16 protein-coding genes and 1 riboswitch are annotated in these 21,572 nt (G+C 66.4%); of the genes, 7 read left to right on the forward strand and 9 right to left on the reverse strand.

Annotated elements, in window-relative coordinates; all coding sequences use genetic code 11:
* On the forward strand, positions 1 to 828 hold the full coding sequence (locus LL964_RS02375) for a class I SAM-dependent methyltransferase (RefSeq protein ID WP_104584844.1): 828 nt from the start codon (positions 1 to 3) through the stop codon (positions 826 to 828).
* Here the strand turns inward: LL964_RS02375 and LL964_RS02380 are convergent.
* Positions 822 to 1,934: a metal-dependent hydrolase gene (locus LL964_RS02380; RefSeq protein ID WP_104584846.1), complete on the reverse strand. Its 1,113-nt coding sequence runs from the start codon at positions 1,932 to 1,934 to the stop codon at positions 822 to 824. The two genes, LL964_RS02375 and LL964_RS02380, sit on opposite strands and share 7 nt — an antisense overlap.
* Before the next feature lie 425 nt (positions 1,935 to 2,359).
* On the opposite strand from LL964_RS02380, the gene metK reads away from it, so the two are divergent.
* Complete coding sequence (gene metK / locus LL964_RS02385; RefSeq protein ID WP_104584848.1) at positions 2,360 to 3,571, forward strand: methionine adenosyltransferase; 1,212 nt, start codon at positions 2,360 to 2,362, stop codon at positions 3,569 to 3,571.
* A 498-nt stretch (positions 3,572 to 4,069) separates the two neighbouring features.
* Here the strand turns inward: metK and LL964_RS02390 are convergent, their stop codons facing one another.
* The 6 genes from LL964_RS02390 to LL964_RS02415 form a co-directional block, all read right to left on the reverse strand.
* Positions 4,070 to 5,266: an OmpA family protein gene (locus LL964_RS02390; protein WP_104584850.1), complete on the reverse strand. Its 1,197-nt coding sequence runs from the start codon at positions 5,264 to 5,266 to the stop codon at positions 4,070 to 4,072.
* 108 nt (positions 5,267 to 5,374) lie between these two features.
* Entirely contained in the window at positions 5,375 to 7,414 is a 2,040-nt protein-coding gene (locus tag LL964_RS02395) for a lipase family protein (protein WP_104584852.1), read from the reverse strand.
* Positions 7,411 to 8,454, reverse strand: a complete 1,044-nt coding sequence (locus tag LL964_RS02400) for an Lnb N-terminal periplasmic domain-containing protein (protein ID WP_104584854.1) — start codon at positions 8,452 to 8,454, stop codon at positions 7,411 to 7,413. Before LL964_RS02400 ends, LL964_RS02395 begins: the two co-directional genes overlap by 4 nt.
* A complete protein-coding gene (locus LL964_RS02405) occupies positions 8,451 to 9,023 on the reverse strand; it encodes a TetR/AcrR family transcriptional regulator (RefSeq protein WP_167395173.1) in 573 nt (190 codons plus the stop codon). The genes LL964_RS02400 and LL964_RS02405 overlap by 4 nt, the downstream gene beginning before the upstream one ends.
* Positions 9,024 to 9,103: 80 nt before the next feature.
* Complete coding sequence (ppc, locus tag LL964_RS02410; RefSeq protein WP_104584858.1) at positions 9,104 to 11,818, reverse strand: phosphoenolpyruvate carboxylase; 2,715 nt, start codon at positions 11,816 to 11,818, stop codon at positions 9,104 to 9,106.
* Positions 11,819 to 12,078: 260 nt separating this feature from the next.
* Positions 12,079 to 14,550 (reverse strand): S9 family peptidase, encoded by a 2,472-nt coding sequence (locus LL964_RS02415; protein WP_146092299.1) that lies wholly within the window; start codon positions 14,548 to 14,550, stop codon positions 12,079 to 12,081.
* 171 nt (positions 14,551 to 14,721) lie between these two features.
* A riboswitch (S-adenosyl-L-homocysteine riboswitch) is annotated at positions 14,722 to 14,834 on the forward strand.
* Between the two features lie 30 nt (positions 14,835 to 14,864).
* Here LL964_RS02415 and ahcY point away from each other — a divergent pair.
* The 3 genes from ahcY to LL964_RS02430 are packed head-to-tail and all read left to right on the forward strand — an operon-like array spanning position 14,865 to position 17,340.
* On the forward strand, positions 14,865 to 16,307 hold the full coding sequence (gene ahcY, locus LL964_RS02420) for an adenosylhomocysteinase (RefSeq protein WP_104584862.1): 1,443 nt from the start codon (positions 14,865 to 14,867) through the stop codon (positions 16,305 to 16,307).
* A 56-nt stretch (positions 16,308 to 16,363) separates the two neighbouring features.
* Positions 16,364 to 17,098, forward strand: coding sequence for a hypothetical protein (locus LL964_RS02425; RefSeq protein ID WP_167395174.1), 735 nt, complete (start codon positions 16,364 to 16,366; stop codon positions 17,096 to 17,098).
* Between the two features lie 2 nt (positions 17,099 to 17,100).
* Positions 17,101 to 17,340: a hypothetical protein gene (locus LL964_RS02430; protein WP_104584866.1), complete on the forward strand. Its 240-nt coding sequence runs from the start codon at positions 17,101 to 17,103 to the stop codon at positions 17,338 to 17,340.
* A gap of 182 nt (positions 17,341 to 17,522) precedes the next feature.
* Here the strand turns inward: LL964_RS02430 and LL964_RS02435 are convergent, their stop codons facing one another.
* Both LL964_RS02435 and LL964_RS02440 read right to left on the reverse strand, forming a co-directional pair.
* Positions 17,523 to 18,077, reverse strand: a complete 555-nt coding sequence (locus LL964_RS02435) for a DUF3228 family protein (protein WP_104584868.1) — start codon at positions 18,075 to 18,077, stop codon at positions 17,523 to 17,525.
* A 161-nt stretch (positions 18,078 to 18,238) separates the two neighbouring features.
* On the reverse strand, positions 18,239 to 18,784 hold the full coding sequence (locus LL964_RS02440; RefSeq protein WP_104584870.1) for a DUF2058 domain-containing protein: 546 nt from the start codon (positions 18,782 to 18,784) through the stop codon (positions 18,239 to 18,241).
* A 158-nt stretch (positions 18,785 to 18,942) separates the two neighbouring features.
* Here LL964_RS02440 and LL964_RS02445 point away from each other — a divergent pair, with 158 nt between their 5' ends.
* Together LL964_RS02445 and LL964_RS02450 are read left to right on the forward strand one after the other, a co-directional pair.
* Positions 18,943 to 19,581, forward strand: a complete 639-nt coding sequence (locus LL964_RS02445) for a hypothetical protein (protein WP_104584872.1) — start codon at positions 18,943 to 18,945, stop codon at positions 19,579 to 19,581.
* A gap of 581 nt (positions 19,582 to 20,162) precedes the next feature.
* Positions 20,163 to 21,533, forward strand: coding sequence for an alpha-amylase family protein (locus LL964_RS02450; RefSeq protein WP_208621386.1), 1,371 nt, complete (start codon positions 20,163 to 20,165; stop codon positions 21,531 to 21,533).
* The last annotated feature ends 39 nt before the right edge of the window (positions 21,534 to 21,572 follow it).

Consider the following 21,572-nt stretch of genomic DNA (forward strand, 5'->3'; position numbering starts at 1 on the left):
ATGAGCGCAACGCACGACACCCATGCTTACCTGCACGGCTTCTCGGCCACCGAACAGGCGCGCCTGCTCAAGCAGGCACGGTTGCTGGAGGCCACACTCTTCAACGCAGTCGACTACAGCGGCGCGCGGCGCCTGCTGGAAGTCGGCTGCGGTGTGGGCGCGCAGACCGAGGTCCTGCTGCGGCGGTTTCCCGAACTGCACGTCACCGGGGTGGACCTGAGCGAGGCGCAGCTGGGTGCGGCGCGCGCCAACCTGGAACGGCTGGCCTGGTGCCGCGAGCGCTACACGCTGCAGCAGGCCGACGCGGGCGACCTGCCCTTCGAGGCGCGCCAGTTCGATGCGGCCTTCCTGTGCTGGGTACTGGAGCATGTGCCCTCGCCGGCACGCGTGCTCAACGAGGTGCGGCGGGTGCTGCTGCCCGGCTCGCCGGTGTATGTGACCGAGGTGATGAACGCCTCGTTCCTGCTGCACCCGTATTCGCCGAATCTGTGGCGTTACTGGATGGCGTTCAACGATTTCCAGCACGATCAGGGCGGCGACCCGTTCGTGGGCGCCAAGCTGGGCAACCTGCTGTTGGCCGGTGGCTTCCGCGACGTGCACACGCAGATCAAGACCCTGCATCTGGACAACCGCGAGCCGGGCCGACGCAAGACCATGATCGGCTTCTGGGAAGAGGTGCTGCTATCGGCCGCCGAGCAGTTGCTGCATGCCGGCGCGGTCGATGCCGAGACCGTGGACGGCATGCGCCGCGAACTGGCCCAGGTGCAAAGCGACCCGGATGCGGTTTTTTTCTATTCGTTCGTGCAGGCGCGCGCCACGGTCTACTGAGGCGCCGATGCCGATGCCGAGACCGGCGCGGTCGCCTGGGCGCCCTCGTGTTCCAGATCGCCGGTCAGTGCCTTGCCGACCGGCGCGTTCCAGATGCGGTGCCACATCTGCGCCAGCACGGCGCCGATCTGGTCGCGTGCGACCGGCGCGCGGTAGGCGGCCTGGACCTGGCGCGGCACGATCGGCTGCCAGGCGCCATCGTCGCGACGGGCGATCACGAAATTGAAGGTGTAATCCGGTTCCAGGCCCATGCGCAGGTCGCTGAGCATCAGCTCGTCGTCCACCAGCCGCGCGCGCATGAAGCCGCGATTGAACCAGTTCAGCCGGCGCACCGAATCGAACGCAGCGACCTCGCCCAGGGCCTGGGTATTGCTGGAAAACCCGCGGAATTGCATCGGTCCGCTGTCGGCCACCAGCGAGCGCTCGCCGATGACGTAGCCACCGGGCGTCATCGCCACCACGCGCCACAACAGCGTGTTGAACGGCATCGGCACCGAGAAGCGCGGCGCATCGGCCAGCCCCATCGCGGCCAGGGCGCGATCGGCCTGCTGATCGACCAGATGCTTGGCGACCAGCGACCAGCCCAGGTACGCCGAGCTGGCGACCAGGCCGATCACCAACGCGCGCTGCGCCAGCGGGCGCGCACGTGCGAACCAGGCCACGGCGCAGGCACCCAGCAGCCACAGCGTATAGGCCGGGTCGATGATGAAAACGCTGGACCACATGGTCGGATGCGGTTGCAGCGGCCACCAGAGCTGAGTGCCGTAGACGGTGAAGGCGTCCAGCAGCGGGTGGGTGAGCAAGGCCAGCTGGATCGCCCAGAACCAGCGTGTGGGTGCGCCGGCCACGCGCCCGTTGCCGTAGCGGCGGAACAGCCACCAGAGCAACCAGCCCAGCAGCGGCAGCACGAACAACGAGTGGCTGACGCTGCGGTGCACCGTCATCAGGGTGACCGGATCGTCGGTCAGCGGCAGCAGCGCCAGCGAGTCGAGGTCGGGCAAGGTGCCCAGGGCCGCGCCGGCCAGCAAGGCGGCACGCCGCTGTCCGGGCGGCGCGATGGCAGCGGCAATCGCGCCGCCAAGAACGATCTGGGTCAGTGAATCCATTGCCCGATGCTAGCAGGCTGGAGAGACATCCACCCGACCGTGGGGCCTGCCGACAGGCGGCACACGGCTGCACGCGCTGCATGCACCATGGAGCCACCAACCGCGCGTGACTGTCGCGGACCCGCGCAGACCACATCGCCGCACGCCAGCGGGAGCCATCTCCACTGCGCGATGGCAGCGGCGGTCGCCTCCGGGCAACCACCGGCCCCGGCGCGCCCGGGCAGGCTCGGCCGTCGTGCCCGCCTGGCTGGAGCATCCCGGTGGTCTGGTGCCGACACGCCGCATCCGGCCCAGCTGCATCCGCCGGATTGCGCCCCTCTCCGCTGATCCCCACGGCACCGCGTTCAGGCGCACAATGCAAGGGTCACCGTGGGCGTGTATCATCCGCACCCATCTTTTCATCCGAATCAAGGGATATAAGCCTGATGTCCAGCTACCTGTTCACCTCCGAATCGGTCTCCGAAGGCCATCCGGACAAGATCGCCGACCAGATTTCCGACGCCGTGCTGGACGCCATCCTGGCCCAGGACAAGCGCGCCCGCGTGGCCTGCGAAACCATGGTCAAGACCGGTGTGGCGATCGTGGCCGGCGAAGTGACCACCAGCGCCTGGATCGACCTGGAAGCGCTGACCCGCAAGGTGATCCTGGACATCGGCTACAACAGCTCCGACGTCGGCTTCGACGGCGAGACCTGCGGCGTGCTCAACCTGATCGGCAAGCAGTCGCCGGACATCAACCAGGGCGTGGACCGCAAGAAGCCCGAAGAACAGGGCGCTGGCGACCAGGGCCTGATGTTCGGCTATGCCACCAACGAGACCGACAGCTTCATGCCCGCGGCCATCCACCTCTCGCACCGTCTGGTCGAGCAGCAGGCCAAGATCCGCAAGAAGAAGAACTCGGCGCTGGCCTGGCTGCGTCCGGATGCCAAGTCGCAGGTCACCCTGCGCTACGAAGACGGCGTGGCGACCGCGATCGACGCGGTAGTGCTGTCGACCCAGCACGATCCGGGCGTGAAGCAGAAGGATCTGATCGAGGCGGTGCGCGAGGAAATCCTCAAGCCGGTACTGCCGGCCAAGTGGCTGCACAAGGGCACCAAGTTCCACATCAACCCGACCGGCAAGTTCGTGATCGGCGGCCCGGTGGGCGACTGCGGCCTGACCGGCCGCAAGATCATCGTCGACACCTACGGCGGCTGGGCCCGTCACGGTGGTGGCGCGTTCTCGGGCAAGGATCCGTCCAAGGTCGACCGTTCGGCCGCCTATGCCGCGCGTTACGTCGCCAAGAACGTGGTGGCCGCCGGCCTGGCCGACCGTTGCGAAGTGCAGGTCTCCTACGCCATCGGCGTGGCCGAGCCGACCTCGATTTCGGTCACCACCTTCGGCACCGGCAAGATCGCCGACGAACAGATCGAGAAGCTGATCCGCAAGCACTTCGACCTGCGTCCGTTCGGCATCATCCAGATGCTCGACCTGATCCACCCGATGTACCAGCAGACCGCGTCCTACGGCCACTTCGGCCGCAAGCCCAAGGAATTCAGCTACACCGACGGTACCGGCACCAAGCACACCGCCACCTCGTTCTCCTGGGAAAAGACCGACCGCGCCGACGCGCTGCGCGCCGATGCGAAGCTGAAGTAAACCGCGCGCCCTTCGGAGCGCAGGTGTGTATCGCAATGGGCCGCCGACGCGGCCCATTGTGTTTTGAAGCCCTGGCGCCTTCATTGGCATACCGCGGCCGGACGGGATTCGAGGTCTCTCTCCCCGTGGGGAAGGAGTCGGGGTGAGAGTTGGGGGCAAAGCCGCACGGCACGGCACGTCTATCTGTTACGTGCTCCCCCTCATCCGCCCCTGCGGGCACCTTCTCCCACGGGGAGAAGGGAACAAAGCCCCTCTCCCTGCGGGAGAGGGGTTGGGGTGAGGGTTCGACGCAAACCCGCACTGCACGACATCGGTTGCGTAAGACAGCAAGCCATTCACGCCACAACGTGTCACGCCGCCGCGTGGCCGTCAGGGCAATCGCAAGGCGACACCTCGCGCGCGACCGTGTCCGTCACCTGCGTCACCGTCATCGAGGGCCAGCGTCTACGCAACACGCATACGCCCCCGATGGCGCGCACTCGATCCTGCAGGCCTCAGTCATGTGCGCAAGAAGATCTCGACGCGCCGGTTGAGTTGCCGCCCGCCGGGATTGTCCTGTCCGTTGACGGTATTGGGCGCCACCGGCTGCGTTTCTCCGTAGCCCTTGGCGGCGGCCGTCTGCGCGGCACCGCGCGTGCGCAGCGCCGCCAGCACCGCATTGGCGCGGCGCTCGGACAGCGACTGGTTGTAGGCATCCTCCCCCTTGGCATCGGTGTGCCCACGCACCTCCATGTCGCGGGCTGTCACCTTGCCGAGCGCTACGGCCAGCGTATCGAGCACGCGTGCCGCATCCGGACGGATGTCGGACTTGTCGAAGTCGAACAGGATGCGGTCGTTCAGGGTGATCAGATAACCGCAGGGCGCACCGGGTGGGGCGAATTTCTGCAGGGGCGGGAAGCGACCTGCCGGCGGCACCTTGGGCAGCGGCGGCATGCGTACCTCGCGCGGCGGCGTGCCGACGGTGCCGGTGCCATCGCCCCGGTTCTGCACCAGCCCAGCGGGGCCGTTCCAGGTGCCCGAGCCGTCGGCATTGATGGTGACCAGGCCCCGCGGTCCATTCCAGGTACCGCTGCCATCGCCGCGATTGTCGATCAACCCGCTCTTGTCGCTGTTCCAGGTGCCGGCGCCCCTGCCGTCCAGGCTGATCAGGCCAGCCGGGCCGTTGTAGGTTCCGCCACCGTTGGACTGCACGTCGATCAGCGCAGCGTCGCCATCCTGGCCGGCACCATTGATGGTGCCGCTGCCATCGGCATTGACGACGACCAGGCCACCGTCGAAGTTGGCGGTGCCGCTGCCATCGGCCTTGAGATCGAAGAGCCCGGTACTGCCGTTGCGCAGCAGATTGCCGTTGACATCGACGCTGGTGATGCCGGCATCGGTGATCAGCGTGCCGCCATCGCCGCAGCGTGCCGGGGCCACGCTGATGCCTGCGACCGGGTCCAGTATGTCTTGCAGCGAAGCTTCCAGCGCACGCTGCGCCGGAGTCACGCCGACGATGTCCGGCACCACGATGGTGGGAATGGCCGGAAACTCCGGCACGTCGTCCGCAACCGCTGCAGGCGTCTGCGGCGCGCGCGCCACAGACTGGGGCGCGGCGGAGGCGGTGCTGGCGCTACCTGCCCCCTCGGGGGCTTCGCCGCGCCCGCAGGCGACCAACAACAATGGCACCCACAGCACTGCCGACAGCTTGCGCATCGCCCCTTCCCTGTTCGAACCCGTTGGAGAGATGGCCTGATACCACGAGCGCAGTCAACGAGGCGCTAACAGCGCCGGCCTTGCCCGCAGCCAACGTGGCAGGTCAACTCACAGGCTGGCGGATGCAGGCGCGGGCGCAGGCTCCGGCGATCGCGTCGGTGCAGGCGCTTCGCTGTCTTCGGCCTGCAGCTGCGCATGCAGGATGCGCCGAATCTCCAGAATGGCCTGCGGGGTTTCCTGCACGCTGTGCCAGGAGGTCACCACCAGTTCGGACGCGGCGCCGTCCAGATGTGCGCTGCGGTACGGCACCAGGCCATCGTCGGACTCGGCCAGCGGTACCTGGGGTTTTTCGCGGCCCACGATGGTGTGATAGCGCACCTGCGGCGAGATCGGCAGATCCATCGTGGCGCGCACGAACGGATCGGTGTCGCGGAGGTTGTCGATGCTGGTCGGCGGCAGCAGCCGGCTCTTGCGACGCGGCAGCCCGCCCTGCCCGTCTTGCTCGCTGTCGGCGAGATCCTGCAGGACATCGCCGAAGCGGTCCAGCAAGGCGAGCGGCAGGCGCACCATGCGGCCGACCAAGCGTCCCAGGCCGCCCTCGGCCAGCGGCGTACCGCGATGCGGCGCAGCGATGAAGATGGCGCGGTCGATCTGCGGCATCGGCGCGAAATTCAACAGGGGCGCCAGCTTGGCGCGCACGCGCGCACCGCGTTCTCCATCCAGCCGGTAGTCCCGCAACAGGGCGTTCCAGAGCCGATCGCCCGACGAGCACACCAGCAGGCGCCCGATCACACCGCCCATGCTGTGGCCGATCAACACCATGCCGTGCGAGGCGGGTGCGGTACCAGCCGGATCGAAATGCTGCAGGCTACGCTGCACCAAAGCCTGGATCTGCGCACGATTGACCGCGATCGGCGCGTTGGTCGGGTAATACACCTGCCAGATCTGGTAGCGCTGGCGCAGGGTCTCATCGCCCATCACTTCGTTGGCCACATTGACCCAGGCCTCCGGGCTGCTGGCCAGCCCGTGCAGCATCAGCAGCACGCGCCGATCGGGATCGTAGGGCTGCATCAGATACAGATGCGGGCGATCGATGCCGCGTGCGCGGCCCAGCATGGAGCGCAGCGACTGCACGGCAAAGCCCGACTTCGCCAGCCAGAGCCCATAGGCCGCGGTGAAGTTCGCCGCCAACGGCACGCGCTGACCGTGCAGCACCACCTCGTTCTGGCGGTACGGATCGTAGGGCGCCACGGTCGCCAGCTCGGTGCGCAACACTGCATCCAGTGAGTCGCCGGCAAAACGCACCAGCAGCGTTGCCGGCGCGTACGGCATCTCGCTGAAGGTCGGCAGCGGGCGCTCCTGCGCGGTGCCGGCACGCGCCGCCGGCTGCGCCGCCAGACCAGCCGGGTCGCCGACCAGTTGCGGGTCGACTTCGGCCACCAGCTCGGCACCGAAGCCGTCGCGTCGGTAGGTGCTGCGCAATCCATCGAAGCGCAGTGCCGAGGCCGCGAACAGCCCGCGCGGCGTATTGCCGCCGCCCGGCAGCCGATACGCGGACATGTCTACCGCAACCTGCCAGCGCCCTATCGCCATCGGCGTGACGGCGGGCGCGGTCTGGACGCTCTGCTGCGCACGCGCGAACAGCTGCTCGACCAGCTGCTGCACGGCATAGTTGTAGTAATCGCGCACCTGCGTCTGGCGGTTCTCGAACGCGCGCGCGGCGGGCGCACGCGCGCTGAAGAACAGATAGGCATAGGCATGCCGGGCCGCTTCCAGCCAGGCTTCCATGGCCGCATCGCTCATCTGCGCGGAGGTGCGACCGGTCAGGGCGATCGCCTGCGCGGTCCACAACTCGGCCAGGGTGGCCAGGCGACGCTCGTCGCCGATGCCGGCCACCGTGGCCAGGCGCTGGATGCAGGGCAGCGCTTGCCTGTGGCAGTCCTTGGGCTGCAGACCGGCCACCTGCAGGGTTTCGTTACCCGGCTGACTCAGCGCACCGGTGCTGAGCACGTCGCCGCGCGTCTGCGCGATATAGCCGGCGCTGTCGCGCGATTGCACCGTGACCATGGCGCAGCCGCTCGACCACACGCTGATCAGCGCCGCCAGCAATATGGCGACGCTGCCGCGCCTTCGCTGCAGGAGCGTCATTGCGCCGCGCGTGGTGACGCGCCCGGTGCGGGTGCCTGCGGCATGCCGATGCGAATGCGCCGTGAGAAGTCGCTGGCGGTATCGGCTGCGATCGCACGCGCGGTGACATGCCCGCGCTGCTTCAGGGTGGCGAAGTCGTAGCCCGGCATCAGGCCATGATGGTCGTAGGCATAGGCGTCGGCATAGCCGGACAACAACAGGCGGTGATCCAGCGGCAAGGTGGTCTGCAATTGCCGCACCAGAGCGAACACGATCGTGGTGCAGTTGCTGGTGAGCGTGTTGTAGAACGCGGGTTCGCGATCGAGATCCTTGGCCAGCGCGACATAACCCAGGAACATGCGGCGCAAGCCTGCCTTCGGAATCGCCAGGCGGTACAGGTACATGTCCTCGCCGCGCACATTGGTGCGCACGCGCAGGATGTCGCGCTCGTCGGCAGCGACCAGGGTTGCTTCGAAGCTGCGGAAGAATCCGCCCAGTGCGGAGAAGGATTCGCCGCGCTCCTTGCGGATCTCCAGCGAGAACACCACGTGCGAGCCGTCGTCGAAGCCGAACGACACCAGGGTGTGCGCGATCGCCGGGCCCATCCAGTACGACAACGCCAGATCGGCGCTGACCAGGCGATCAAGATCGTACTGGCGGGTCTCCCAGCGTGGGACATGATCGGTTTCGCTGCGCCAGTCGAAATTGCGCACGTTGCGCAGGGTGACGCTGTTGCCGTGCACCTCCGGCTGCAGGCGCTGGGCGACATCGTCGGCCCAGTCGCGATCCTGGCTGGGCTGCATCATGGCCCACGCCACCGCCAGCGCCACGCAGGCCGCACCGAAGATGCTCACCAGGGCCCAGTTTTCGCGGCCCCGGCGCAGCCCCCAGAGCGCGGCCAGTGCCATCGCGCACCACGAACTCACCCAACCGATGCGCACCAGTGCATTGCCGGTCAGCGCGAAATGGATCGCCAGCGCCCCCCACGCGGCAGCCAGCAGCAGCGCCACGCGCAGCGCCCAACGGCCGATGCCCGCGCGGGTCGGCGCGCGCGTCGTCATCGCGTGCCGCCAGCCGGTACCTGCATGCCCAAGGCATGCATCAGCAGATCCGCCGAGCGGTGCGCGAGGCGCTTGCGTTCGGACTCGTCGTTGCCGCGCAGACAACTGCCCAGCATGTCGATCACCAGCAGCAGCTGTTCGTCGTCGACATCCGCGCGGCACAGACCGGCATCGCGGGCACGCCGCACGAACGGCAGGAAGATCGCCACCACGCGGCGATCGGCGGCTTCCACCGCCGGATGCGCGCGTTCGATCGAACGCCAGAAGTCCACCAGCGGCGCCGACTGGGCGATGTGCTCGGCCACATCGTGCAGCAGCACCGCCAGTCCGTCCGGGCGGTCGGCCAGGTCGGCGGCCAGGCGCTCCAGGCCATCCAGTCCACGCGTCATCAGCGCGGTCATCAGCGCGAGGCGGTCCGGGAAGTTGCGGTACAAGGTGGCGCGGCCGAGGCCGGCGCGCTCCACCACCAGTTCCAGCGGCGCATTGACGCCGTGTTCGCTGAACACTTCGTCGGCGGCATCGAGTATCTGCCGGCGGCGCAGCGCGGCATCGGGGCGGGAGGTCATCATGCGGGCATTATCGGACAGATTTGTCCGGTTGCGCCAGAGGCCGCTTCGCCACTGCGTCACTGCGCCGACGGACGGTACGCTCAGCCGGTGTTCTGCACGCCCTGCGCCACGCCGTTGACGCAAGCCACCAACGCCCGCAGCAGTTCCTCGTCCTGGCCATCGGTGGCCCGCCAACGCTGCAGCAGGTCCACCTGCAACACGCTGATCGGGTCGATGTACGGGTTGCGCAGGCGGATCGACAGGGCCAGCCGCGGGTCGTGCTGCAACAACGATTGCTGCTGCAGCAGCGCCTTGACCCAGCCCTTGGTCAGCGCCAGTTCGTCGCGGATCTGCGGGAAGAAGCGGGCGTGCAGATCACCCGACAGCCGCGAAAACAGTTCGGCGATGGCGAGGTCGCCCTTGGACAGCACCATGGCGATGTCGTCCAGGAAGGTGCGGAAGAACGGCCAGTCCTGCGCCATCTCGCGCAAGGTGTCTTCGTGCCCGGCATCCACCGCCGCCTGCAGGCCACTGCCCACGCCATACCAGCCCGGAATCACCGCACGCGCCTGGCTCCACGCGAACACCCACGGAATCGCACGCAGGTTCGACAACGCGGCATCCTGGCCCAGCCGGCGCGAGGGGCGCGAGCCCAGCGTCATGCGTTCGATCACGTCGATCGGCGTGGCCAGACGGAAATACTGCATGAAGTCCGGCGCGCCGACGAAGGCGCGGTAGGCCACGCTGCTGCGTTCGGCCACCAGATCCATCACCGGCCGCCAATGCGCCTCGCGCGGCTCGGGCGCGCGCGGACGCAGGCTCGAGAGCAATACCGCACCGGTCATCTGCTCCAGCGAACGCAGCGCCAGTGCCCGGATGCCGTACTTGCGGTGGATCACCTCGCCCTGCTCGGTGACGCGCAGGCGGCCATCCACGCTGCCACGCGGCGCGGCATCCAGCGCGCGCGTGGTCTTGCCGCCACCGCGCACGATCGAGCCGCCGCGACCATGGAAGAAGGTCAGCCGCACGCCGAGTTCGGCGGCGGCTTCCAGCAATTCGACCTGGGCGCGCTGCAGACCCCAGCGCGAGGCGGCAATGCCGCCGTCCTTGCCGCTGTCCGAATAGCCCAGCATCACCATCTGGGTGTCGCCACGCGCCGCCAGATGCTGGCGGTACACCGGGTCGGCCAACAGGTCCTGCACGGTGCCGGTGCCGCCGCGCAGATCGTCTACGGTCTCGAACAGCGGCACGATATCCAGCGGTACTGCGCCGGCGTCATCGACCAGACCACCGCGGCGGGCCAGCGCCAGCACGGTGAGCACATCGGCGCGGTTGTGTGCCATCGAGATGATGTAGCTGCCCAGCGCATCGGCGCCGTGACGCGTGCGCGCATCGGCGAGCGCGGCGAACACCGCATCCAGCCGTGCATTGCCTTCGTCGTCCACGCGCGGCAGCGCCTGCTCGCCGGCGGCGTACGGGCCGAGCACGGCCGCGCGCTGGGTCGCATCCTGCCCCTCCCAGTCGCCCTGGCCCAGCGCATCGGCCACTGCGCGCGCATGCACGCTCGATTCCTGGCGTACATCCAGCCGCGCCAGGTGGAAGCCGAAGCTGCGCACGCGCCACAGCAGCCGGCGCACCGCAAACCAGCCGGCGTGCAGGCCCTTGTTGGCCTGCAGGCTGTCCAGGATCAGTTGCAGGTCGTGTTCGAGCTCGGTCGGGCCGGCGTAGGCGCCGTCCGCATCGTCCAGCGTGGCCTGCAGACGCGCACGCATCAGGTCATTGAGCAGGCGGTACGGCATGTCGCCGTGGCGCGGGCGCGAACGTGCGGCGGCCTCGGGCAGCAGCGCGCGATAGCGTTCCAGCTGCGCGGTGAGCTCCGGGCTCACCGCCACCAGCGTGGTCGATTGACTGAGCAGGCTGGCCAGCTGCCACAGCTCCTTCTGGTAGCGCTCCAGCACCGCGCGGCGCTGCGCATCCAGGGTGGCGGCGATGGTGGCGGCATCCACATTGGGATTGCCGTCCATGTCCCCGCCCACCCAGGTGCCGAAGCGCAGCAGGCGCGGCAAGGCCGGCACGCTGCCGTAGGTCTCTTCGATGGCGTGTTCCAGGGTTTCGTACATCACCGGGATGACGCGGTAGAGCACCTGGGTGAGATAGAAGCCGACGTGCTCGCGTTCGTCGTCCACGGTGGGGCGCACCGGCGAGGAATCGGCGGTCTGCCAGGACGCGGTCAAGGCCATGCGGAAGCGCGCCGCATCGCTGGCGCGCTCGTTGGGTGTGCGCATGCCATCCAGGTTGTCGACCAGGCTGGCGACCATCAACTGCTCTTTTTCCAGCAGCGCACGGCGGACCGCCTCGGTGGGGTGCGCGGTGAACACCGGCTCCACATCGATGCGCGGCAACCAGTCGCTGAGTTCGTCCAGGGTCACGCCCTGCGCCTTGAGCCGGCGCACTGCATCGTGCAGGCCGTCCGGCTGCGGCGTATCGGTGCCGCTGCGCTGGTAGTCGCGGCGGCGGCGGATACGGTGCACGCGCTCGGCGATGTTGACCACCTGGAAATACGTGCTGAAAGCACGCACCAGCGATTCGGCATCGCGCGGTGCGCGGCTGCTGAGCTGTTCGCTCAACGTGGAAGGCGGTGCATCGCTTTCACGGCGCGAGATCGCCGCGGTGCGGACGCGTTCGATCTCGTCGAAGAATTCCGCAGACACCTGCTCGGCGAGCAGGTCGCCGACCAGCGCACCGAGCCGACGCACATCGTCGCGCAAGGGCAGATCGGGGGTAGCGAACACAAGACTGCTGCGGTACTCGTTCATCGGAAACGCACACCCTCTTCAAGCGCAAAGTCGTCGAAGACTAACCCAAAAGGATTAGAGGGTTGCGTCGTGCAAGACGGTTTCAGGGCGAACCATCGCGCGCCAGTTACAGTTGCGTTCGTGCGCGTCATTGAAATGCGTCGCCGGACGCCGGCAATCGATACGCAGGAGCGAACCCCGGCGCGACGAGGCTTTACCGATAGAGCCTCGTCGCGCCCGGGCGCGCTTCTGGGTGTAGCTTGCAGGCGCCGATCAGCGCCTCACCGCTTGGATGATTTGGACGGCGCCGCAGCCGGCACGGAGGGATCGCCGATGGTGGTCTTCAGCCATTGCTCGCTTTCGGCCAGCATCTGCATGATCGATTGCCGTGCGCGATAGGCGTGCGACTCGTTGGGCAGCATCACCAACCGCGCGGTGCCGCCAAGGCCCTTGATCGCGGCGAACATGCGCTCGCTCTGGATCGGGAAGGTGCCGGTGTTGTTGTCGTCCTGGCCATGGATCAGCAGCAGCGGATCCTTGATCTTGTCGGCATAGTTGAAGGGCGACATCGCCTGGTACACCGACTGCGCCTGCCAGTAGTTGCGCTCTTCGGCCTGGAAACCGAACGGGGTGAGCGTGCGGTTGTAGGCGCCGCTGCGGGCGATGCCGGCCTTGAACAGGCGCGTGTGCGCGAGCAGGTTGGCGGTCATGAAGGCGCCGTAGGAATGCCCACCGATGGCGATGCGCTCGCGGTCGGCGACTCCGCGTCGCACCACCTCGTCCACCGCGGCCTGTGCATCGGCGATCAGTTGCGGCACGTAGGTATCGTTGGGCTCGGCATCGCCTTCGCCGACGATCGGCATGGTGGGATTGTTGAGCACCACATAGCCGGTCGCCAGGAACGCCTGTGGCCCCCAGTAGCTGATCGCATTGAAACGGTACGGCGAGTCGGTGACCTGGCTGGCAGTGTCGGCGCTTTTGAACTCGCCAGGGTACGCCCACATCAGCAGCGGCCGCGGGCCATCGCGCTTGGGGTCGTAGCCTGGCGGCAACAGCAGCGTGGCGGTGAGGTCCACGCCATCGGCACGCTTGTAACGGATCTGCTCCTTCCGCACGCCACGCAACTGCGGCAGCGGATGCGCGAAACGGGTCAATGCGCGCGCAGCACCCGCGCCGTCGCCCAGCGGTTGCACGAAGTAGTTGGCCGGCTCTTCCGGCGATTCGCGACTGAGCAGCAGTTGCGTGGCCGGCGCATCCAGCAACGCGATGGGCGCGGCATAGCTGGGCGCGCGCGAATGGAACAGCCGGGTGGCCTGCTTGCTGCGCAGATCGAAGCGATCCACGAACGGCCGGTCGCCTTCCGGCGAAGCGCCCTTGCCCAGCAGGAACAGGCTGTTGCCATCGGCACCGGTCTGCAGCACCGGCTGGCCCCTGTGGTCGACGAGGGTGGCCGGCGTGCCGGGGTCGTTGTAGCGATCCTGCGAGGAGCGGTCCCACAGCAGTTCGGGCGCGCGCTGCGGCTGATCCGGTGCGATACGCCATTGCTTGGTGCGGCGCGTCTTCCACCAGCTCTCGCTCAGGATCGCCAGATCGCCCCGCCCCCATTGCACGCCATCGAAACGGCTACCTAGCCGTGCCAGCGTCACCGGTGCCCGGTCGAACGGGGCGGCCTGCATCAGCACCGCGTCGCGGATGGCGCTATCGCGCGCCGGGTCGCCGCCGTCCTGCGCTTCGGCCCACACCAAGGTGGCCGGAGCATCGTTGCGCCAGGCGATCTCGCGCACCCCGGTCGGTACCGCATCGTTGCCGGTCGGCAGGCCTTCCACCAACGGCAGGCTGGCGATCTGTCGCACCCGCCTACCCTGCTGATCCAGCACCTCGATGCGGCGGGCAAAACTGCTCACCGGCACCAGGTAGGAGAACGGACGCTCGCTGCGTTCGCTGAGGATGTAGCGTCCATCCGGCGATACCGCAAGATCGAGATAGATGCCGGGCGTGGCGATCGGGCGTACCTGCCCGTCCACGCCGACGATGATCGGCTGGCCGGTGGCGTAGTACTCGAACACGCGCGCATCGGCTTCGTTACGCAACAGGTCCTGGTAGGTCGGCAGCGAGCGCACGCCGGCAGCGGCCGTGGTCTGCTGGACGGCCGGGCCGGCCGGGGTCGCATCGCGCGACGGCGGCGCGCCCTGCCCTGGCACTCGCTGCTGCTGCAGCAGGCCACTGCTGTCGGGCAACCAGCGCAATGCATCGTCCAGACTGGTGTTCAGGCCGGTCAGCAGCCGCCGTGCGCGGCCAGCGGCCACATCCACCAGCCACAACTCGTTGGCGCCGCTGGCGGCATCTTCGCGACGGAACGCCAGATAGCGCTGATCCGGCGACCAGCTCAAGGCCGCCAGCGACAGTGGCGTGGGTAGTCCGGCGATCTGCCGCTCGCTGCCATCGGCCGTCGACAACAGCCACAGCTTGCTGGCGAACGAAAAGCGACTGGCGGCAAAGGTCTTCGGATGGATGCGCACGCCGGCCAGCTTCAGTTCGGGCTGGGCCACTTCGGCGATGTCCGGCAGCGCCGGCAACTGCAGCATGGCCGCAAGGTCGCGCTGCGGCGACAGCTGCAGCAACGGCGCGCGCGGGGCATCCACCACCGCCTGCAACGCCTTGGAGGGCAGCTGATAGCCGCCATCTGCTGCGGGGACCGGCTGCGCAGCCGTGGCGGCCAGCAACGGCATGCTCAAGACCAGGGCTCCCGCCATCGCCCAGGTGTACCGCCGCCCGCCCTTCGCGTTCCGCCTCGCCTGCATCGTCCTTCCCCGGTCATGATCGACCCCGGACCATAGCAGCCGCGCGGCGGCGGCTCCCCTGCCGTTGGTGGGGGGCAGGACCAATTCATCCCGTTCGGGGGTGCTGCCGATATAATCGGCGCTCTCGTCGAGGGGCGCTGCGACCGGTAGGGCGGACTGATCCGCCGCCTGCACCATTGGTGCAGGCACACGGCCAGGCTCGACCAGCAGTCACCGTTCAACGGCGCCCGGAATTGCAGACATTCGTTTGCCTACCGGAGCCATGCATGAACGCTGTCACAAAGATCACCCCGCACGCCGATTACAAGATCGCCGACATCTCCCTGGCCGACTGGGGCCGCAAGGAGCTGGATATCGCCGAGCACGAGATGCCGGGCCTGATGTCGATCCGCCGCAAGCATGCGCAGACCAAGCCGCTGAAGGACGTGCGCATCACCGGCTCGCTGCACATGACCATCCAGACCGCCGTGCTGATCGAGACACTCAAGGACATCGGCGCCAACGTGCGCTGGGCCTCGTGCAACATCTTCTCCACCCAGGACCACGCGGCCGCGGCGATCGCTGCGACCGGCACCCCCGTGTTCGCCTGGAAGGGCGAAACGCTGGAGGAATACTGGGACTGCACGCTGGACGCGCTGACCTTCACCCTGCCCGACGGCACCCTCACCGGCCCGGAACTGGTGGTGGACGACGGCGGCGACGTCACCTTGCTGATCCACAAGGGCTATGAGCTCGAAAATGGCAGCACCTGGGTCGACGAGCCGGCCTCTTCGCACGAGGAAGGCGTGATCAAGGCGCTGCTCAAGCGCGTGGCGGTGGAGCGCCCGGGCTACTGGGCCCGTGTGGTCAAGGACTGGAAGGGCGTGTCCGAAGAGACCACCACCGGCGTGCACCGCCTTTACCAGATCGCCGAAGCCGGCAAGCTGCTGATCCCGGCCATCAACGTCAACGACTCGGTCACCAAGAGCAAGTTCGACAACCTCTACGGCTGCCGCGAGTCGCTGGCCGATGGCCTCAAGCGCGCGATGGACGTGATGCTGGCCGGCAAGGTCGCGGTGGTCTGCGGCTACGGCGACGTCGGCAAGGGCAGCGCCGCTTCGCTGCGCGCCTATGGCGCCCGCGTGATCGTGACCGAGATCGACCCGATCTGCGCGCTGCAGGCCTCGATGGAAGGCTTCGAGGTCAACACCATCGAATCCACCCTGGGCCGTGCCGACATCTATGTCACCACCACCGGCAACAAGGACATCATCACCGTCGCCCACCTGCAGGCGATGAAGGACCAGGCCATCGTCTGCAACATCGGCCACTTCGACAACGAGATCCAGGTCGATGCGCTCAAGGCGCTGAAGGACGTGCAGACGATCAACATCAAGCCGCAGGTCGACAAGTACGTGTTCCCCAACGGCAATGCGATCTTCCTGCTGGCCGACGGCCGCCTGGTCAACCTGGGTTGTGCCACCGGCCACCCGAGCTTCGTGATGTCCAACTCCTTCGCCAACCAGACCCTGGCCCAGATCGACCTGTGGGAAAAGCGCGACAGCTACGAGAAGAAGGTCTACATCCTGCCCAAGCACCTGGATGAAGAAGTTGCGCGTCTGCATCTGGAAAAGATCGGCGTGAAGCTGACCACCCTGACCAAGGACCAGGCCGATTACCTCGGCGTGCCGGTGGAAGGCCCGTTCAAGCCGGATCATTACCGCTACTGAGTTTCAGCCGTGGGACGGAAGAAACCCTCCCTCCCACGGCACCTTGGAGAATCGCATTGCTGAGCAACAGTCAAGTCACCCGCCTCGGAGAACGACTCAGGGACGGCGTTGACGACGCAGCGGCACTGAGCGAGCTTGAGGTTTATCGATCTGGATTTATTCCCGCATACAACCATGTACTCCGGATTTTGAAGGAAAAGCTTTTCCTCTCAGCGACAGGGCGGTTCAAATCGACTATTTCTATCGTTGAAAAACTTCGCCGCGGAAGCTCCCGGCTTTCTCAAATTCAAGATATTGCAGGCTGCAGGGTCATCACCCGGTCGCTTGCGGAGCAACTTCAAGTCGTGGACGGACTGAGGCAATGGTTCGATGATACACGCGTCGTAGAACGTACGATTGAGACAAGCAACGGTTATCGCGCGACACATGTACTGATCAGAACAGAAGGCAAGACAGTCGAAGTTCAAGTGCGAACGCTGATACAAAACTACTGGGCGAGTATTTCTGAAAGAATGGCTGACCTCCATGGACAGGAAGTCAAGTATGGTGGTGGGCCAAACCACCTGCAGCGACATCTGCTCGAACTCGCCGCATCACTCGAATCGACTGAATTAGCAAACGAACGCTACGCCAGGGCAAAATTGGAACTATCCCGTGCGAAAAGAAAGAGGGTTTCAAATGAAGAATGGGCATCAATCAGAAAAGAGGAGCAACAGGCAAAGCGGATCTTCGAAGCCGCAATGTCCCGCGCTAGAGTTCTTATTGGTAGCGAAATCTTGAGGGGGATATGAGGATGTTTTACCTTGTCCACTACAACCGCAAATCGAGAAGCGTTGTACGACTGACGGAGTATCGCGACGGCATATCCGCCTCAAAGGATAAACTCGCAGTCGAAATCGGATTGGCAGGACAGCACAATGGGGATGAGATCGTCGTTCTTGAAGCTAATGACATGTCCGACTTGAAGCAAAGCCACGGCCGATACTTCGACGACCTCTCCAAGCACCGCCGCTTCGACAGAAGTGCAGGCTAAGACGCCTCGGTCAACACTGGCCCAACGCGCAACACCTTTCCGCCATGTACGTCGACGGCGGCGGGCATTGACTGGCCATCACCTTGCGTCAGCCGACTTGGCGCTCCTTACAGGCCCGCGTCATCGATCTCTCCCGGCCCACTGAGTGCCTGCGCGGCGCCCCTGACAGGCAAGGCCACGCTTTATCGCCAGTTCGCATTGGCCTCCCAGAACGCCACGCTGCGCCGGTAGGCCTCGCGGTCCAGCGGCACGCCGGAGCCGCCCTCTTCCACGCCCAGCGCATTGCGCAACATCGTGATCGGCGCCATCGGGATGTCATCGGGCTCAGCGGTGTACAGGCAACCCACCACGCCCCAGTCCGCATCGATCGGCGCGCCTTCCTTGGCCAACTGATCGCGGCTGTACAGGATCGGCACCATGTACTGCGCAACCGGCGACTCGACGCCTTCGAACCAGCGCACCAGGACGGGAAGCTCCTGCGTATTGCGCGCCTCATAGCCCGAACGCAGCAGGTGCCGGTTGTCGGCGGTGATCGGCACCGTCAGGCAGCGCGTGCTGGTCCAGTTGCGATGTACGTGCAGCTGGCAGAACGGGGCGTAGCCTTCGATCACGCGCAACGGTGAGGTGTCGTTGAGATACTGGATGAACTGCTCGGGCGTGCAGTCCTGGATGGCATTGCGGCGGCCATCGCGCGGAAAAAGACGGGGGCGGGCAAACGCGGTAAGAACGATGGACATGGCAGTGCGGGCAGCGGCTAGGCCGTCAAGGGTAACTCCTGCGTGTGTCGCTTACCGCAGGCCTGTGCCGGCGAACAGGCGGCGATGCACGACATGCATCGCCGCTGTCGGCGCACCGCTACGGGCATCGAGCGATAGGCCACGCCAGGGCCATTGCGGCCTCACCAGATCAGATCGTCGGGCACCTTGAACTGGCTGTAATAGTCGTCATCGCTGTCACTGGAAGCCGGTGCAGTGCTGCGGCCGTGATCGAGCACCACGGTCGCCGCATCGCGGCTGTACACCTTCTCGGCCGCCACGCGCGGAATCAGTTCGAAACCTTCGCCGTGCCGCACGATCACCAACGCGCCGCTGGCCAGCTGGCTGCGCAAGGCGGGATTGACCAACACGCTGCGAATGACGCTGCCGTCATTGAACCGGTAGTCGATCTCGCCCTCGCGCTTGACCTTGCTGGTCTCCACGATCTGCCGCACCTGGGCCAGCACTTCCTGTTTACGCAGCTGCGCATTGCGCTCTTCGGCAAGGGCCCGGTCGCGCTCGGCCCGCTCGGCCTGCAGACGCGCAGCATCCACCTTGTCGGCCGCCGCCGGTACGGCCGCCCCGCCCTTGGCGTGACGCTGCTTGACCTGCTCTCGCGCCACCTTGTCCACCTGGGCCTTCTTGACCAGGCCGGCCTTGAGCAGCTGTTCTTGCAATGGATTACGCATGGGAGGGATCGGCAATGAACTGACCGGCAGTTTAGCGCGCCAGGCCTGCGCCGCCGGCCAACCGACCGCAAGCGTACGTCGCGGTTCCGGCCAGGATCCCGCCTAAAAGCCTGAACACGCACTATCATGCGGCACTCACAACCATTCAAGGACGAAGAATGATCATTTGGGGATCAGGCGGCGACGCGATCGCGCTCGGCGCAGCAGAAGGTGCGCACTGCGACCAGTGCGCGCAGCAGCGCAGCTTCCGGCATGTCCTGCATTACCGCTATGCGCACCTGTGGTACGTCTTCAGCTGGGTGACCAAGAAGCAGTACCTGCGCGTCTGCGACGGCTGCAACCAGGCCACCCCGCTGGAGACCCGGACGTTCGAACAGACGCGGGGCAAGCCTCCCATTCCCGCCTACCGCCGTTTCGGTGGACTGGTTCTGCTGGGCCTGATCGCGGTCGTCGTGGTGTTCGGTGCCTTCAGCGCCGCGCAGACATCCAAGCGCGACGATGCATTGCTGGCCCGGCCAGCGCAAGGCGACCTGTACACCGTCGATCTGCAGACCGTAGCCCCCGGCGCTTATGAAGGGCATGCCTATGGCGTGGTGCGGGTCGATCGCGTCAACGGACAGACCATTACCCTGGCGCTGCCGAACAAGGGCTACGACAAGTGGAAAGGTGCCGAACGCGACGCGGGCAGCAGCAGCGCCAGGCAGCCGGCGTACTACACCGACGAGCAGGTCGAGGTCCCGCTGTCCACACTGCAGTCCTTGCACGCAGGCAATGAGCTCCGCCACGCCTATCGCTGAGTACCTGCCTGCCTCCCATGTAGCAAACGCTGCGCTGGCGACGGATGAGGCGACGCCTGCTGCGGGCAACACATCGAAGGTGCGTTTCACCACATGAGCGGACCGGCACGCACCGGTCGCCCTGGCCGGATCGCGGGCTTGTCCTCGTTTGGATGACACCTGACGTTGCAGCGCACCCGCGTCTGCCGTACCACCGGTGCGTATCAGGCGCCGGCCCAGTTCCCGCGTCGCATCTCAGACACGCTCGTCGCTGAGAGAGACAGCAACCAGACGCCCGCATCGAGACCCGCAAGCCACGTCGCATTGTGCGACCGGCCACGCGATTACTGCCGAACATCGCACGCACTTCAGCGGCGCGTTGCATTGAATACGTATGCACACCACCGATGCTGCGCCGCGATGCGCGCTTAGCATCACCGCGCGCTGCACGCCGTGCGCGCGCTTTCCGGAACAGGGGCCGGAGGCCTTGCTGTGGGCAGCGCGATGCATTCGCCTGCCCGCGCCCACCCATTGGAGAACCACCGATGCGCACCGCTCTTGCTCACTCGCCCTCCTTACTCCTGCGACGCAGCGCCCGCGCGCTGCTGACCATGCTGACGCTGCTGCTGGTCACCGCCAACGTGCAGGCCGATGTCATCCTGCACGCCTTCAACTGGCCTTATGCCACCGTCGAAGCACGCGCCAAGCAGATTGCCGACGCAGGCTACCGCAAAGTGCTGGTGGCACCCGCCTATCGTTCGCAGGGCAGCGCCTGGTGGGCGCGCTACCAACCGCAGGACATCCGCCTGATCGACAATCCGCTCGGCGACACCGTCGCGTTCCGACGCATGGTGCAGGCGCTGGCCAACAACGGCGTGGCAACCTATGCCGATATCGTGTTCAACCATATGGCCAACGAGGCGGCCACGCGCCCGGACCTCAACTATCCCGGCAGTGCCGTGCTGTCGCAGTACGCCGCCAATCCTGGCCGCTACGACTCGCTGCGCCTGTTCGGCACCTTGCAGTCGAACTTTCTCAGCGGCAGCGATTTCGGTCCGGCGCAGTGCATCACCAATTACAACGACGCCTTCCAGGTGCGCAACTACCGTATCTGCGGCGGCGGCAGCGATCCCGGTCTACCCGACCTGCTCGTCAACACCTGGGTGATCGACCAGCAACGCGCCTATCTGCAGGCGCTCAAGGGTCTGGGCGTGACCGGCTTTCGCGTGGATGCGGCCAAGCACATGAGCTTCGACCACCTCAACCGGGTCTTCGATGCCGGCATCAGATCCGGCGTGCATGTGTTCGGCGAGGTGATCACCGGTGGCGGCAGCGGCAACAGCGACTACGACCAGTTCCTCGCACCGTATCTGCAGTCCACTCCGCATGCTGCATACGATTTCCCATTGTTCAATGCAGTGCGCAACGCCTTCGCCATCGGCGCCAGCATGCAGCAACTGGTGGATCCGGCCGCGGCTGGGCAGGCGCTGCCGGGCAATCGCGCGGTGACCTTCGCCATCACCCACGACATCCCCAACAATGCCGGTTTCCGCTACGCCATCCTCGATCCGGTGGATGAAACCCTGGCCTATGCCTACCTGATCGGACGCAACGGAGGCACGCCGATGATCTATACCGACAACAACGAAAGCGGCGACAACCGCTGGGTCAACGCCTACCAGCGCGACGATCTGCGTCGCATGATCGGCTTCCATAATGGCGTGCAGGGGACCGACATGCAGGTGCTGTCGTCGAGCTCGTGCCACATCCTGTTTCGTCGTGGCAGCCTGGGCATCGTCGGCATCAACAAGTGCGGCAATCCGGTCACCACCACGGTGGGCATGAACAACAGCGTGCTGTATTGGAATGCCGATTACGTGGATGCGCTGGGCTCGGGCGACGTGGTACGCATCTCCAGCAGTTCCTATACCTTCACGCTGCCGGCGCGCGGTGCGCGCATGTGGCGCCGCTGAAGACTTTCGAGCGCCGGTGACCGGCGCCTGGTTCAGGCG

Origin of the sequence: Xanthomonas melonis (assembly GCF_020783655.1) — a bacterium.
Classification (GTDB): domain Bacteria; phylum Pseudomonadota; class Gammaproteobacteria; order Xanthomonadales; family Xanthomonadaceae; genus Xanthomonas; species Xanthomonas melonis.

Excerpts from the sequence above, each read along its gene's own strand:
- metK (WP_104584848.1), top strand. The coding sequence starts at position 2,360 with ATGTCCAGCTACCTGTTCACCTCCGAATCGGTCTCCGAAGGCCATCCG.
- ppc (WP_104584858.1), bottom strand. The coding sequence starts at position 11,818 with ATGAACGAGTACCGCAGCAGTCTTGTGTTCGCTACCCCCGATCTGCCC.
- LL964_RS02415 (WP_146092299.1), bottom strand. The coding sequence starts at position 14,550 with ATGGCGGGAGCCCTGGTCTTGAGCATGCCGTTGCTGGCCGCCACGGCT.
- LL964_RS02400 (WP_104584854.1), bottom strand. The coding sequence starts at position 8,454 with ATGACGACGCGCGCGCCGACCCGCGCGGGCATCGGCCGTTGGGCGCTG.
- LL964_RS02440 (WP_104584870.1), bottom strand. The coding sequence starts at position 18,784 with ATGCGTAATCCATTGCAAGAACAGCTGCTCAAGGCCGGCCTGGTCAAG.
- LL964_RS02395 (WP_104584852.1), bottom strand. The coding sequence starts at position 7,414 with ATGACGCTCCTGCAGCGAAGGCGCGGCAGCGTCGCCATATTGCTGGCG.
- LL964_RS02430 (WP_104584866.1), top strand. The coding sequence starts at position 17,101 with ATGTTTTACCTTGTCCACTACAACCGCAAATCGAGAAGCGTTGTACGA.
- LL964_RS02390 (WP_104584850.1), bottom strand. The coding sequence starts at position 5,266 with ATGCGCAAGCTGTCGGCAGTGCTGTGGGTGCCATTGTTGTTGGTCGCC.
- LL964_RS02375 (WP_104584844.1), top strand. The coding sequence starts at position 1 with ATGAGCGCAACGCACGACACCCATGCTTACCTGCACGGCTTCTCGGCC.
- LL964_RS02445 (WP_104584872.1), top strand. The coding sequence starts at position 18,943 with ATGATCATTTGGGGATCAGGCGGCGACGCGATCGCGCTCGGCGCAGCA.
- LL964_RS02380 (WP_104584846.1), bottom strand. The coding sequence starts at position 1,934 with ATGGATTCACTGACCCAGATCGTTCTTGGCGGCGCGATTGCCGCTGCC.
- ahcY (WP_104584862.1), top strand. The coding sequence starts at position 14,865 with ATGAACGCTGTCACAAAGATCACCCCGCACGCCGATTACAAGATCGCC.
- LL964_RS02435 (WP_104584868.1), bottom strand. The coding sequence starts at position 18,077 with ATGTCCATCGTTCTTACCGCGTTTGCCCGCCCCCGTCTTTTTCCGCGC.
- LL964_RS02405 (WP_167395173.1), bottom strand. The coding sequence starts at position 9,023 with ATGATGACCTCCCGCCCCGATGCCGCGCTGCGCCGCCGGCAGATACTC.